Here is a 14,498-nt window from a genome sequence, read left to right on the forward strand (position 1 = left end):
GCCTCGTTTTTCCTTTTTCCTGTCTGGCTGTGTCATTGTCGGGCGGCTCACTTCGCGGGAGCCATCGCCTCCTTCGTGTCCGCTGTGTTTGCTGTGTTCGCTGCGTCTGCCGTGTTCGGTGCATTGCTCGGCGGCTGTGCGCCCGATAGGTCCGTGCCGGCATCCCAGCCGCCGCCCAGCGCCTTCACCAATGAAACCGAGAGGGTCATCTGCTGGCCGTGGATCTGCACGTCCTGGCGCTCGCTGGTGAGCAAGGACTGCTGCGCGGTGATGACATCGAGGTAGGCGACCAGGCCGCCCGAATAACGGTCGTTGGCGAGCGCCAGAAGATGCTGCGCATCGGTCACTGCCTCACGCGACTGCTTCGACGCGCCATCCAGAACGGAGAGGCCCGTGATGCCGTCCTGCACCTGCTGGAATGCGTTGAGCACGGTTTGCCGATAGTTTGCCTCGGTGGCCTTGTAGCCTTCGCTCGCAAATTGCACGTTCGCCGCACGGCGGCCGCCGTCGAACAGCACCTGGCCCACTGTCGCGCCGAGCGTCCACATCAGCGTCGGCGCGCTAAACAGGCTCGCGAACTGTGCGCTTTCCCAGCCGATGCTCGGCGTCAGCGTCAGGCTCGGAAAGAACGCTGCCTTGGCGACGCCGATCTGCGCGTTCGCCGCGGCCATCGCGCGCTCCGCCGAGGCGATATCCGGGCGGCGTTGCAAGACGTCGCTCGGCAAACCGAGCGGAATCGCCGGCACCTGCGTGTCGAGCACTTTGGGCTCGATCGCGAATTGCGGCGCGGGCACGCCGACCAAGGCGGCAATCGCATGTTCAAACTGCGCGCGCTGATTCAGCAGGAGTTGCGCCTGCACGCGCGTCGAATCGAGTAGCGACTTCTGCTGCAACACGTCGAGCCCGGATACCGAACCGAGATCGTGCTCGGTCGTGACGTAATCGAGCGCCTTTTGCTGCAGTTTCACCGATTGATTCAGCACGTCGATCTCGGCGTCGAGCTCACGCAGCGAGAAATAGTCGGTGGCGAGATCGGTGGTGAGGACGAGCCGTGCGTTGGCAAGATCGTCGGCTGACTGTTGCGCGGAGGCCGCGGCGCCTTCCACTTCACGACGTATCCGGCCGAATAGATCGGTGTCGTAGTTGATCGTCGGGCCGAGTTGCAGGTTGTTCTGTACTGTCGACGTGGTCGGCGTGCCGTAATTGGTCAGCGGGCGATCATGCGAAATTCTGAAGCGCGACCCGGACGCTCCCAGATCGACTTCAGGAATCTGCTGCGCACGGGTGTTCGCCAGCGTCGCTTTGGCCTGCGCGTAATGTGCGCTCGCCGCGGCCAGTGTCTGATTCTGCGCGAGCGCCTGCGTTTCCAGCGTACCGAGCGTCTGATCGCCGAAGGCGCTCCACCAGTCCAGCGAAATCGGCGCATGCGAAGGCGCCGCGACGCGCCAGTACGAATCGGTTTGCCAGGTCGGCGGCACCTCGGCTTGCGGCCGCTGATAATCCGGGCCGACTGTGCACGCGGCCAGTAACGCCGCGCTAGCGGTGGCCGCCAGCGCCATGAGCGACATTCGTGACGCTCGTGTCGTTCGTGCCCGATAAGCGCCCGCCTGCTTCGCGATCACGACGCCCCCTTGCCGTTTTTCTGCGGCTGCGTGATCCGCACGTGGTCGCCGTCCGCGATCGAATCACTTGGGTTGATGATGATCTTGTCGTTCGCCTCGATCCCGCTTTCGATTTCGAGCGACTGCCCCAAATCCTGCGCGATCACGACCTTGTGCAAAGCCACATTGCCATTCGCATCGACCACCGCGAGCCGCGGACCTTCGGCGCGGAACAGCAGCGCATTGCCGGGCACCGTCAGTTGCGCATGGGCTGCCGCCGGCACGGCCACCTGGACATACGCGCCGGGCCGTAGCTTGTTGTCAGGATTCGGCAAGGTCACTTCGACTTGCAATGAACGGGTCGGCACGTCGATCGCGCCAGAGATGTGCGTGATCGTGCCGTGGAACTGCTGCCCCGGCAATTCGGCCTGCGTCACCACCACGTTCTGCCCGACCGACACGTTTTGCGCGTACGCCTGCGGCAGTTGCACATAGACCCGCAACGGATCCGATTGCGCCAGCGCGAACAGCGCGCGGCTCGTGCCGCTGCCCGCGTCGATCAGATCGCCGACATCGACATTGCGCTGCGTGACCACGCCCGAAAACGGCGCGACGATGCGCTTGAACGATTCGAGTTGCTGCAGGCGTTTCACGTTGGCATCGGCGGCGGCGAGGTTGGCCAGGTCCTGCGTGTAGGTGCTTGTCCGTTCGTCGAGTTCCTGCTGCGAAACCGCATCGCGTTGCCGCAGTTGCTGCCAGCGTTCCATCGAGCTTTTGGCGAGGCCGAGACTCGAACTGGTTTGCGCGCGCTGCGCCAACGACTGTGCGAGTTCCTGATCGATCTCAGGCGTGTCCAGATCGGCGAGCAGCTGCCCCTGCTTCACGCGCGTGCCGATATCGGCGTACCAGTGCAGCAGATAACCGGTGGAGCGCGCATAGATCGGCGACTCGACAAAGCCGCGCAACGTGCCCGGCAACAAGGTGTTGCCACCTCCCTCCGTTTGCGTCGGACTCACCACGTTCACATACTGCGTGGCGTTCTGCTTCGTCGTCTCGGCGACCGAGCGGCTTTGCAGAACGTTCGCGATCACGGTGCGCAACGCGCCCACAGCGAGCAGTGCCAGCACGATCCAGATGGCGATTTTGGCGCGCTTCCATTCGCGATTGCGCGGCGGCAAGGCGTGGCCGCCTTCGGTCTCTCGCGCGGGAATCGCCAGCGATGCATGGGTTTTTTCGGTCATCTCAGTCAGCCATCTCAGTCAGCCGTCATTTACATTGAACGTTACGCGGGCTTGCCTGCGCCGCCGTGGTCCGGCGCGGGGCCGTCGTTGCCGTGGCCGCCCGTGGTATCCGTGTCGTCATCGTCGCGATGGCGCCGCGCGAGGCGGGTATGAATGCCCGCGAACACCAGTGGCACAAAAAACAGCGTGGACACGGTGGCGAACAGCAAGCCACCGATCACCGCGCGGCCCAGCGGCGCGTTCTGCTCGGCGCCCTCGCCGAGACCCAACGCCATCGGAATCATGCCGATGATCATCGCGAACGCGGTCATCAGCACCGGCCTGATCCGGCTTGCGCCGGCTTCGAGCGCGGCGGTGAGCGGCGGCGCACCGGAGGAGAGCCGCTGGCGCGCGAACGACACCATCAAAATACTGTTGGCGGTAGCAACGCCCATCGTCATGATCGCTCCCGTCAAGGCAGGCACGCTCAAGTGCGTGCCGGTCAGGAACAGCATCCATACGATGCCCGCCAGTGCCGCGGGCAACGCGCTGATGATGATCAGCGGATCGACCCACGACTGAAAATTCACCACGATCAGCAGGTACACCAGCACGATGGCCATCGCCACGCCGATCCCGAGACCGAAGAAGGAACTGCGCATGGTCTGCACCTGCCCGCGCAAGGTGATCTGGCTACCGCGCGGCAACGAGGCCCGCACGTTGTTCACCAGCTTGTCGACCTGAGTGGCCACGCTGCCCAGGTCGCGCTTTTCAACGCTCACGTACAGGTCGATCACCGGCCTGATGTTGTAGTGCGTGACTACCGCGAACTGATTCTGCGGCGCGACCCGCACGAGGTTGCCGAGCAGTTGCGTCGGACCGTTGGCCGAACCCGAGACGGGTGTGCGCAACAACTCATCGATCGACGAGATCTGATACTGCGGCGTTTGCACCGCGACGCTGTATTCGACACCGTTCTTGTTGTTGAACCAGAAACCCGGCGAAGTCTGCGAACTGCCCGACAAGGAAATCAGTACATTTTGCGCCACATTGCTCGCGCTCAGATTGAGTTGTTGCAGGCGCGTGCGATCCATCTGAAGATTGATCGCCGGCTCGTCCAGTTTCTGCTGAATGTGGGTGTCGACGGTGCCGGGAATCATCCGCACCTGTTTCAGCAGCTTGCGCGCAACGTCGAAGTTGCCCTGCTGATCCGTGCCGGAAATCTGCACGTCCACAGCGGCGGGCAAGCCGAAGTTGAGAATCTGCGTAACGATGTCGGCCGGCTGAAAGAAGAACTCGACGCCCGGAAAACGCTGCGGCAGGATCGCGCGCAGTTTGTCCATGTAGATTTGCGTCGGGTGGTGGTCTTGATTCAGGGCCACCTGAATTTCGCCGTCGAGCGTGCCGATCGTGCCCGCGTTGCTATACGAAAGATTGATACCGCTATACGGCAAACCGAGGTTGTCGAGGATCGTGCCGAGTTCGTCGGCCGGCACGACCTCGCGGATCACCTTCTCGACCTCGTCCGCGAGACGCGCGGTTTCCTCGATGCGCGTACCTGTCGGCGCACGCATGTGGAGACGAATGTCACCGGCGTCGACGCTCGGAAAGAAGTCTTCACCGAGCACGAAAACCAGACCCATCGACACCACGCAGAAACCGAGGAACAGGCTGCCGAACATGCCGCGCCGCACCAGCACACTGCTGAGTATCACGATGTAGGTGGACCGCATGCGCTCGAAGCCGTGATCGAAACGCAGGTAGATGCGCCGGAACAGACTCGGCCTGGCATCGGCCTTGGGCTTGTGCGCATGCCCCATCAGCAGCATGGCCAGCGTCGGCACCAGCGTACGCGACAGAACGTACGAGGCGAGCATCGCGAATACCACCGCTTCGGCAAGCGGCACGAACAGATAACGCGCGACGCCGGTCAGGAAAAACATCGGCACGAACACGATACAGATACACAGCGTCGAGACGAGCGCCGGGATCGCGATTTCGCCGGCGCCGTCGAGAATCGCATCGTGCAGATTCGTGCCCATATGCAGGTGCCGTTCGATGTTCTCGATCGTTACCGTCGCATCGTCGACCAGAATCCCGACCGCGAGTGCAAGGCCGCCCAGCGTCATGATGTTGATGGTTTGCCCGAGCGCGTGCAGGGCGATCAGCGAGGACAGAATCGACAGCGGAATCGAGATCGCGATGATGCAGGTGCTGCGCCAATTGCCGAGGAACAGCAGGATCATCGCGGCGGTCAATGCCGCGGCGACCAGCGCTTCACGCACCACGCCCTGCACCGCAGCCTTCACAAACACGGACTGATCGAACAAGGCCGTGATGCTCAGGTCCGGCGGCAACGCGGCGCGCGCGGCCGGCAGAATGCCTTGCAGTGTATTGACGATCGAAAGCGTCGAGGCGCTGCCGTTCTTCAGCACCGACATCAGCACGCCGCGGTGTCCGTCCTGCCGCACGATATTGGTCTGCGGCGAGAAGCCGTCGCGCACGTGAGCGACTTCACGCAGGTACGTCGTCGCGCCGTTGAGAGTGCGCACCGGAATGTCGTTGAGCCCTTCCACCGTGGCGGGCGAGCCGTTCATATTGATCGTGTATTCCTTCGGCCCGATCTTGGCCGTCCCGGTCGGCAGAATCAGGTTTTGCGCGTTGAACGCGCTGACCACATCCGAAGGCGTCAGGCCCTTTGCGAGCAATGCGCGCGTGTCGAGGTCGACCGAGATCAACCGCGATTTGCCGCCGTACGGGTACGGTACGGCCGCGCCGGGAATCGTCACCAGTTGCGGGCGCAGGAAGTTCAGTGCCGTATCGTTGAGTGCCTGCTCGGAGAGCTTCGGGCTCGACAAGCCGAGCTGGATCACCGGAATGCTGGAGGCCGAGTAGCTGATCACCAGAGGCGGCGTCGCGCCTGGCGGCATCTGCTTGAGCTGCGCCTGTTCAACGGCTACGGTTTGCGCGATCGCGGTCTGGATGTTTGCGTTCGGCTGCAGGAACACCTTGAGAATCGTGATGCCCGCGAGCGACTGCGATTCAATGTGCTCGATGTCGTTGACCGTGGTGGTCAGACTGCGCTCGTTGACGGACGTGATGCGGTTGGCCATGTCTTCGGCCGACAAGCCCGTGTAATTCCAGATGATACTGACCACCGGAATGTTGATTTCCGGCAGCACGTCGACCGGCGTGGTCAACAGCACGAATGGCGTCGCCAGCAAGATCAGAATGGCCATCACGATGAACGTGTATGGCCGCTTAAGCGCAACGTTGACGATCCACATGAAACGCGCCCGAGAGAATGCAGGTAAGGGATGGGTGAATCCGTACCTATGCTAGATCGATAGCACCAACGCCTGCATGGCGCCAAAATGGCTAAATTGTCAGGAAGGCTAATGTAAGGATAGGTAGCGCTTCAAACGCCCGCAACATCATGATGCGCAAACGTTTGATGAGCGGTAGATAAGCTCTTTTAAGGGTATTGCTAAATGCATGTCTCGCCGAACTGCCGTGAGACATGCCTTCAGAATAAATTGCGCAAAGCAAATACGCTACGCTCAGGCGGCGATTCTGGGGTTCATTCCGGCGCGGCGGGTGAATTGCCGAGCTTTGGCGCCAGGCAAAAAAAGGCCGGTCAACACGATTGTTGACCGGCCTTTTCGTTTCGAAGCGCCGGCGTGTGCCGCCGGCGCCCTCACACCTACATCACTTCACTTCGCAAACAACGACGACATATCGGCAAACGCCTTGAACTCCAACGCGTTGCCCGACGGATCGAGGAAGAACATCGTCGCCTGTTCGCCGACCTCGCCCTTGAAGCGCACATGCGGCTCGATGATGAAGTCGATGCCGGCCTTTTGCAGCTTGTCCGCGGCGGCCTGCCATTGCGCCATCGAGAGCACCGCGCCAAAGTGGCGCACCGGCACCGCGTCGCCGTCGACCTTGCTGGTCTGACGGTGGCCGATTTCCTCGGGTGCGAGGTGCGCGACGATCTGATGGCCATAGAAGTTGAAGTCGACCCAATCCGGAGAGCTACGCCCTTCCGGACAGCCGAGCAGCTCGCCATAGAACTCGCGGGCCGCGGCGAGGCTATGCACGGGAAACGCCAGATGGAACGGCGGCAAAACGGTGTCGGCAACGCTCATGGTGGGAAAACTCGCAGAAAGTAAGGTGGGCTCGTGTATCGGTCAATGAAGCGGCCCGGAAAGGCGCACGCGTGAGGTAAATTCTAACCATGACTAAAAATGGTTAAAAACGATATATATTTGATCTGACCAACACCAAAATCGATCAATCGACGATGCTCAGCGAACTCAGAACATTTATAGCCGTCAGCCAATACGGCACGTTTTCCGCTGCCGGCGCGCGCATCGGCCTGACGCAATCCGCCGTGAGCGCGCAAATGCAGCGGCTCGAACAGGAACTCGGTTTCGCGCTGTTCGACCGCACGGGCCGCTCCGCCACGCTCAACGACGCCGGCCGCGAAACGCTCGCGCTCGCCGAAGAAATGATGACGCTCTATGCACGGCTCTCGGAACGCGGCGCGGGTGCCGCCGAAAGCGGGATGCTGCGGGTCGGCGCGATCGCGTCCGCGCAGGTGTCGTTTCTCGCCGACGCGCTGGCCCGCTTTCGCGACGACCGTCCCGGCTGGCGGATTCGCGTGGTGCCCGGCGTGTCGCTGGGACTGCTCGGGCAGGTGGACTCGGGTGAGCTCGATCTCGCCGTTATCATCAAACCGCCGTTCGCGCTGCCGTCCGAACTCGAATGGCGCACGCTCGTCACCGAACCGTTCGTGCTGCTGGTGCCCAAGGCGATCGCGCGTGGCACGCCGTCCTGGCGCGAGCTGCTCAGGAGCGAACCGTTCATCCGCTACGACCGCGGATCGTTCGGCGGCAGGCTGGTGGACCGCTTTCTGCGGCGCGCGCGGCTGAACGTGCACGACGTGATTGAGCTCGACGAGTTGCAGGGTATCGCGCAACTCGTCGCGCGCGGCATCGGCGTGGCACTGATTCCGAATACGGCGGGATTGGGCAAGTGGCCCGCCAATGTCACCGCGCTCGAACTCGGCGACGCGACGTTTCACCGTGAAATCGGGCTCGTGCAGCGTCCACGGCATAGCCGGCAGGCGGTGGCGGGGGCTCTGGCGGATTGCATCGAAACGGCGGCGGAGTCGTGAGCTGGCTGAGTTGGCTGCGGCGGCTCACTGCCCGCTGGAGTTGCCCCACAAACACCCGATTGTGCCGCCGCACAGGCCATCAACTGTATCTGTGAGATTCGCGCGCGGGCGAGCAGAATCGTTGTTCGCGCATCGATCCATGCGATTCCCCCGTGCCGCAACGAGCGGCGCAGTTTGCCCGCCGCCGAGGTTCACACGCCCATGACCGCCAGTTCCTTCCTCACCGCCGATGTCCTGATCGCTTACAGCGCCTACTTCGTCGGCACGGCGAGTCCGGGGCCGAGCAATCTCGCGATCATGTCGCTGGCGATGAGCGCCGGCAGAAAATCCGCGCTCACCTTCGCGCTCGGCGTGGTGTCCGGTTCGTTCTTCTGGGCGTTGCTGGCGTCGCTGGGTTTGTCGGCGGTACTCGCCACTTACTCCGAATGTCTGGTGGCGATCAAGATTGCCGGCGGACTCTATCTGCTGTGGCTCGGCTTCAAATCCGCGCGCTCAGCATTCAGCGCGGAAGAGCTGCCGACGAATACCGCACGCGAAGGCGAACCGCTCAAACGGCTCTATCTGCGCGGCCTGCTGCTGCATCTCACCAATCCGAAAGCGATTCTGGTGTGGCTCTCGATCGTTTCGCTGGCTATGTCGCCCGCAGGCGGCACGTCGCACACCGCGCCGGTGGTGCTCGGCTGCATGGTTATCGGCGTATCCGTGTTCAGCAGCTACGCGGTGCTGTTTTCAACCGCGTCCGCACGGCGCATTTACGTCGCGATCCGTCGCTGGCTGGACGGGTCGCTCGCGATCATGTTCGGCATTGCCGGGATCAAGCTGCTGACGTCGAAAAGCTAGCCGCGCCTTCGGGGTGCGCCCGCTCTGCGATACTGTCACCCTGATGACACGAGCGGACACACGAACACGATGAGCGGTGGCAATGACCTGAATCCGGCAGCAAAGCGCTCGTCCTTGCAAAAACGGCTTTATCTGGCGGGCGCCGTCGTGCTGCTCGCCGGTTTGATCGCCGCGGCGATCATCTATGCCATGGCGCCAGCGCCAGACAGCGCCGTCTCGATGTACAGCATCGCAGACCCGCGCTATCAGATCGAATTGCAGCGCATTGGCGGCAACGCGGCGGTGGTGATGGCGCAGCTTCATCAGTGGTTCGACAGTCTTTGGCACGGTACCGCGCTCGCCTACACGGTGGCCGTACTCGGCGCCCTGCTCGCGGGCGCGTGCTTTTTTATCGGCTACTTCTTTGCCGATGAAGAGCCGCAGGTCTGAAGCAATCCACCACGTCTGGCCAAACAGACCAAACAGACCCAAATGACGACTACGACGCGGCTTTGACCTGCGTACCGGGCTGCTCCACGCCTGCCAGGCGCAGCGCGTCATGCAAGGTGCTGAAAATGCAGTTTGCGCCGACGATCGGCGTGATGCCATGCCGGTCCATATCCGAGCGCAGATACTGATTCACGCGCGCAAAAATCACTTCGACGCCGCTACGCTTGAGCATCTCGCACAACTCGCCGACCGAACGCGCCGCCGAGTAGTCGAGGTCGGTGATCGCGCCGGAATCGATCACGAACCAGCGCACCGCGCTCGGCGCATGATCGATCAGGCTGCGGGCATCGTCGACGAAAAAGTGGTCGTTCGCGTAGAACAGATCGGCGCCGAAGCGATAGACGATCAGTCCCGGCCCGGTCTGGACTCCGGGCGCGGCCGGCACCGGCACCCAGATGCCGCCTTCGCCGGGCACGAGGACCATGGTGTGCGGCCGGTAACTATGCCGCACATGCCGCAGCAGCGATAACGCCACCGCCACCAGAATGCCGTGCTCGACACCGATCAGCACCACCGCCGCTGCGGTAAACACGGCCAGCGTGAATTCACCGGGACTTTCGTGGCGGATCGAAAACAACGTCTTCACATTGATCAGGCCGATGGCGATCGTAAACACAATGCTGGCCAGAATGCAGTGCGGCAGGTACTGCAAATAACCACTGAAAAACAGCAGCACCACGACCACCACCACCGCGAAAACGACCTGCGCGAACTGGCTGCGCGTGCCGGCGCGATCGGCCATGGCGGTTTGCGTCGGACTGCCGTTCACCACGAAGGCGCCGGAAAATGCCGCCGCGGCGTTGGCGGCGGCGATACCCAGCAGGTCGGCATTGGTATCGACCGTCTCGTGATAGCGCTCGGCAAATACGCGGCTCGCGGCGGCGCTTTGCGCGACGATCATCACGAAGCACGAGGCGGAGACCGGCAGCAGTTCGAGTAATTGCTGCCACGTGACCGACGGCATACGGAGCGGCGGCAGTCCCCCTGCGACCGGCCCCAACACAGAAATGCCGTGGGCAGCGAAACCGTAAATATCGCTTGCGGCAATACCCGCCACCACCGCGATCAACGGCACCGGCAGGCGTGGCGAAAAACGCTTGAAAACCAGAATGGAGGTCACCACCAGCGCAGAAATAGCGAGCGTCGGCAGATTGATCTGCGCCGACTCGCGCACCACGAGCGCGAGTTGATCGATGCTGCGTGCGGCATGTCCGGGGACTCCGAACATGTCGCCCAGCATGGCGATGCCGACCTGCACGCCGACACCGGCGAGGAAGCCGACCAGCACCGTGCGCGAGAGAAAGTCAGCGAGAAAACCGAGCTTGAAGATCCGCGCGATAAGCAGAAGCGCGGCAGTGAGCAAGGCGACCATCCCGGCGAGCGCCGCATATTCCGCGCTCGACGCCGGCGCCATGGTCGAGAGGCGGCTCGCAAAAATGGTTGCGGTGGCGGAGTCGGCTGCCACGACGAGGTGCCGCGAGGCGCCGAAGAACGCAAACGCGATAAGCGGCAGAAAGACAGTGTAAAGACCGGTAACGGCCGGCATGCCGGCAATGCGCGCATAGCCGAGCACTTGCGGAATATCCATCGACGCAAGCTGCACGCCGGCCAGCGCATCGCGCGCCGCCGCGGCACGGCTCAAAGGAAGCACGCCCTTCAAAACGCCAAGGCGCGTCGTGATGTTTGCCAGAAAATCTCGCATACGCGATAGTGCCCCAAACCTATGTTATCGCGCATCGTGCCGTGACTCGGCATGCCAAGGCAAGGGTTAAGGCTTTGATCGGCGAAAGAGAATGGTTAAAACCAGCAATGGCTTGAACACCCCTGCCGAAACTGCCCCATTTTGGGTCTAACGCCTGAACTGCCCTGTCAGCGGATCCACGTGCCGCGCGAAACCGAACAGCGCGGCGATGCAGATCGGACAGGCGATGATGAACACGGCCAACATCTCGCACCCCGTAACAAATTGTTACTGCCAAGTTTAAGCGATTGCCGTGCGAAATGAATGAGGGAAAACGCAAAACACTGTTGCGGACTATTACAACACCGTTACTGCCGGGCGGTAGGTGGCGCGTGAAAAAACCCCTGAAAACGCGGCAAATAATGTGAAAAAATACGCGCTTGATACCGTGCGCTATGATGCGCAAACGTTCGCCCACCTACAAACCGATTACGCCATGTACACGTCAACTTTCATCTTCGCGACGAGACAATTAGACGAACGCTTCTACCGGCTCGACGAGACCATTGCCACCGCCGCCAAGGCCATTCCCGGTTATCTCGGCGAAGAGGCGTGGGAAAACGCGTCGACTGGACTGACGTCGAATGTGTACTACTGGGCCTCGCTCGACGCATTGCAGGCGTTGATGCAGCACCCCGCACATCTGGAAGCGAAAGCGGCGCAGGCGAACTGGCTCGATGGGTATCAGGTGATCATCTCCGAGGTGCTGCGCACTTACGGCGATGCAGGGTTTGCGCATCCTGCAGCGGCCCATCAGGTCCAAGATGGACCGCTTGCCCAAGCCACATCGCCCGCACCATGAAAGTGCAGCCCTATTTCGCTTCCTTGAACAGCACCACGCCGGCGAAACTCACCAGTCCGCACGCCAGTACGTACCATGCCGGCGCGTAAAAACTACCGGACATGCGCCACAACGCGCTGACGATCAACTGTGCGAAGCCGCCGAAAATCGTCACGCCCAACGCATAGATGATGCCGAGCGAGGTCGCCCGCACGTCCGGTTTGAACGCTTCGAGAATCAGCACGAAACCCGCTGGACTCGAAAGCGTCATCAAACCGATCAGCACGAACACGACCAGTACCACCGTGTAGATCGACGGCCAGGTTTTGATCGCGTAAAACGCCGGCAGCAGCACCATCAGCGACACCGCCGACACCGCGTACAGCAAAGTCTTGCGACGCGGCATGCGGTCGGCGAGACGGCCGGCGAACGGCGAGCCGATCAGCAACACGAGGCCCGCCGTGCAACCGGCCAGTAGCGAAACAGCGGCCGGCATGCCGGTCGTCATCGTCAGGAACGACGGCAGGAAAAACACGATCACGTACATCGACGAAGTGCCGCCGATCACCAGCATCGTACCTGCCACGATCTGCCGCCATTCGATGCGAGCCTTCGGCCGGGCCGCGTCAGGCCGGGCCGTTTTCGCTGATTGCGCGGCAGGCAAGGTCTCGTCCAGATGTTTGCGCAGATAGAAACCGACCGGACCGATCAAAAGCCCGATCAGAAACGGCACACGCCATCCCCAGGCAAGCAATGCCTCGTGCGAGAGGCTGCGCGAGAGCGTCGCCGCCACCAGCGCGCCGGCAAGCGCCGCGCCGCCCTGCGAGGCCATCTGCCAGCTCACCAGCGAACCTCGCTGCCCCGCGCTGCCCGACTCCATCAGCAAGGTGGTCGCCGCGCCCACTTCTCCGCCCGCCGAAAAGCCTTGCAGCAAACGGCCCAGCACGATGATCGCCGGCGCCGCCAGACCGATCGTCGCGTAAGTCGGCGCAAGGCCGATCATGCCCGTGCCGAGCGCCATCAGCGAAACGGTGAGCACGAGGGCCTGCTTGCGGCCCGCGCGGTCGGCATACGCGCCGATCACAATGCTGCCGAGCGGCCGCACGACGAAGCCGACGCCGAAGGTTGCGAGCGACATCATCAGCGCGCCCACGTCGCCGCCGGCCGGAAAGAACAGCTTGCCGATCAGCGCGGCGAAGAAGCTATAGACCGTGAAGTCGAAGAACTCCAGGCCGTTGCCGAGCGCCGCGGCGAAGACAGTCCGGCGCGACGCGTGCCGCTCTTTCACGTCGGTCGCCTCGGTCGCGACAGCACTAGCGGTGTGTTGGATTGCATTCATCGGGAGACTCACGCCTAGAAGTTGTGATACATGCCCAGCGACACGGTGACCGGCGTCGTGCCGAGTTCCGGTGCGGTGCTACCGGTTTGCGTCGGCAGCGGATTATTGTTCAGCAGTACGGTGGAAATACCGTAGTTACGGATGAAGCCGGCGCGCGCGTAGAGCCCTGTGCGTTTGGAGAGGGTGTAGTCGTACCCGAGCATTACGCCGAATGCCGAATCTTTCGCGGGATTATTTGCCGGGTCATGCACGCCGGACGTATCGCGATACACCACCGAAGCGCGGAACGCATTGCGCCCGACCGGCCAGATCGTGCCGAGCGTATAGACGCGCGCGATGCCGTCGTTGGCGAGCTTCGGCGCGTACTGGTTGAACGCGCCGGACAGCACGATCTTGCCGGTGTCATACACCACGCCAAAACCGTACAGATCGTTACGCACGGTGCTCGTGCCGCCTGTTCCGGTCGCGCCCCACACCTGGTTGTAGGTGCCCGTCACGTAAGTCGTGCCGTCATACCACTGCAGCAGCGCGCCCTGCGCCGCCGCTGTCGGCGACTGCCCGGCCACATTGCTCGGCGCGTACATCAGTTCCGTGCTGAAGCCCGCAAAACTCGGCGACAGGTACGTGATCGCGTTATTCACCCGCGCGGGCAGTTGCGTCGCGCCGGCGCCGAGGTCGCTGTTGTAACCGAAACCCTTCGACGTTTGCACGACAGCGGTGCCGAGCCACGTGTAGGCCGAATTGGTGCCCACCGTGCCGAACACGTCGACGAAGAGCGGCAAGCCCGTGCCGATCTGTTTGCCGAAACGCACTCGCCCATAAGTCGACGAGTTCAGCCCCACCCATGCCTGGCGATTGAGGAACGAGGTGTTGTCCTGCATGGCGCCGCTATTGGCGAGAAAGCCGCTTTCCAGATTGAATTCGGCACGCAGGCCTCCGCCCAGATCTTCCCGTCCGAAGAGGCCGAATTTCGACGTCCATTCGCCACCGCTCTGGGTCTGCACCAGCGACTTGCCGCCCACGGTCTGATAGTTGATGCCCATATCGACCGACCCATACAGCGCCACGCCTTCGCGCAGGCTGCCGTTGAACTCAGGCAGTGCGCTCAGCAAAGTCATCTGATACGGCTCGGCGTCCGCTGTCCCCGTTCCGAGCGTCAGCAGTGCCGCGCTCATTGCGATGCATTTTTTCATGGGTCTCCCTACTCCTCGCGTGCAAATGATGTCTAGAAATGAAGTGCAAGACGGAACTGAAGATTCCAGCGTACTGGACGCCGGATCGAAACCCGGCGAGTGGACCGTGCTCAGG

11 protein-coding genes are annotated in these 14,498 nt (G+C 62.4%); 4 read left to right on the top strand and 7 right to left on the bottom strand.

Features of this window, described 5'->3' with window-relative positions; all coding sequences use genetic code 11:
* Positions 1-47: 47 nt before the first annotated feature.
* The 4 genes from FSO04_RS12710 to FSO04_RS12725 form a co-directional block, all read right to left on the bottom strand.
* The gene (locus FSO04_RS12710) at positions 48-1,568 is read right to left on the bottom strand and encodes an efflux transporter outer membrane subunit (RefSeq protein WP_154560018.1); all 1,521 of its coding nucleotides are present in this window, start codon (positions 1,566-1,568) and stop codon (positions 48-50) included.
* 50 nt (positions 1,569-1,618) lie between these two features.
* Positions 1,619-2,842, bottom strand: coding sequence for an efflux RND transporter periplasmic adaptor subunit (locus tag FSO04_RS12715; protein ID WP_154560019.1), 1,224 nt, complete (start codon positions 2,840-2,842; stop codon positions 1,619-1,621).
* 41 nt (positions 2,843-2,883) lie between these two features.
* Complete coding sequence (locus FSO04_RS12720; protein ID WP_154560020.1) at positions 2,884-6,108, bottom strand: efflux RND transporter permease subunit; 3,225 nt, start codon at positions 6,106-6,108, stop codon at positions 2,884-2,886.
* 426 nt (positions 6,109-6,534) lie between these two features.
* A complete protein-coding gene (locus FSO04_RS12725; protein ID WP_054038807.1) occupies positions 6,535-6,969 on the bottom strand; it encodes a VOC family protein in 435 nt (144 codons plus the stop codon).
* Between the two features lie 155 nt (positions 6,970-7,124).
* On the opposite strand from FSO04_RS12725, the gene FSO04_RS12730 reads away from it, so the two are divergent.
* The 3 genes from FSO04_RS12730 (at position 7,125) to FSO04_RS12740 (ending at position 9,269) form a co-directional block, all read left to right on the top strand.
* Positions 7,125-8,000, top strand: a complete 876-nt coding sequence (locus FSO04_RS12730) for a LysR family transcriptional regulator (protein ID WP_154560021.1) — start codon at positions 7,125-7,127, stop codon at positions 7,998-8,000.
* Between the two features lie 201 nt (positions 8,001-8,201).
* Positions 8,202-8,840 carry a LysE family translocator gene (locus tag FSO04_RS12735; RefSeq protein WP_154560022.1) on the top strand — a complete coding sequence of 213 codons (639 nt, stop codon included), beginning with the start codon at positions 8,202-8,204 and terminating at the stop codon, positions 8,838-8,840.
* Positions 8,841-8,909: 69 nt separating this feature from the next.
* Positions 8,910-9,269 (top strand): hypothetical protein, encoded by a 360-nt coding sequence (locus FSO04_RS12740; RefSeq protein WP_154560023.1) that lies wholly within the window; start codon positions 8,910-8,912, stop codon positions 9,267-9,269.
* Positions 9,270-9,318: 49 nt separating this feature from the next.
* Here the strand turns inward: FSO04_RS12740 and FSO04_RS12745 are convergent, their stop codons facing one another.
* Positions 9,319-11,031, bottom strand: a complete 1,713-nt coding sequence (locus FSO04_RS12745; protein ID WP_154560024.1) for a SulP family inorganic anion transporter — start codon at positions 11,029-11,031, stop codon at positions 9,319-9,321.
* Positions 11,032-11,506: 475 nt separating this feature from the next.
* Here FSO04_RS12745 and FSO04_RS12750 point away from each other — a divergent pair, with 475 nt between their 5' ends.
* Complete coding sequence (locus FSO04_RS12750; RefSeq protein WP_154560066.1) at positions 11,507-11,872, top strand: antibiotic biosynthesis monooxygenase family protein; 366 nt, start codon at positions 11,507-11,509, stop codon at positions 11,870-11,872.
* Between the two features lie 10 nt (positions 11,873-11,882).
* On the opposite strand, the gene FSO04_RS12755 is transcribed toward FSO04_RS12750, so the two are convergent.
* Together FSO04_RS12755 and FSO04_RS12760 are read right to left on the bottom strand one after the other, a co-directional pair.
* Entirely contained in the window at positions 11,883-13,190 is a 1,308-nt protein-coding gene (locus tag FSO04_RS12755; protein WP_154560025.1) for an MFS transporter, read from the bottom strand.
* A gap of 14 nt (positions 13,191-13,204) precedes the next feature.
* Complete coding sequence (locus tag FSO04_RS12760; RefSeq protein ID WP_154560026.1) at positions 13,205-14,383, bottom strand: porin; 1,179 nt, start codon at positions 14,381-14,383, stop codon at positions 13,205-13,207.
* Positions 14,384-14,498: the final 115 nt, after the last annotated feature.

The organism is Paraburkholderia madseniana (genome assembly GCF_009690905.1).
GTDB classification, from domain to species: Bacteria; Pseudomonadota; Gammaproteobacteria; order Burkholderiales; family Burkholderiaceae; genus Paraburkholderia; species Paraburkholderia madseniana.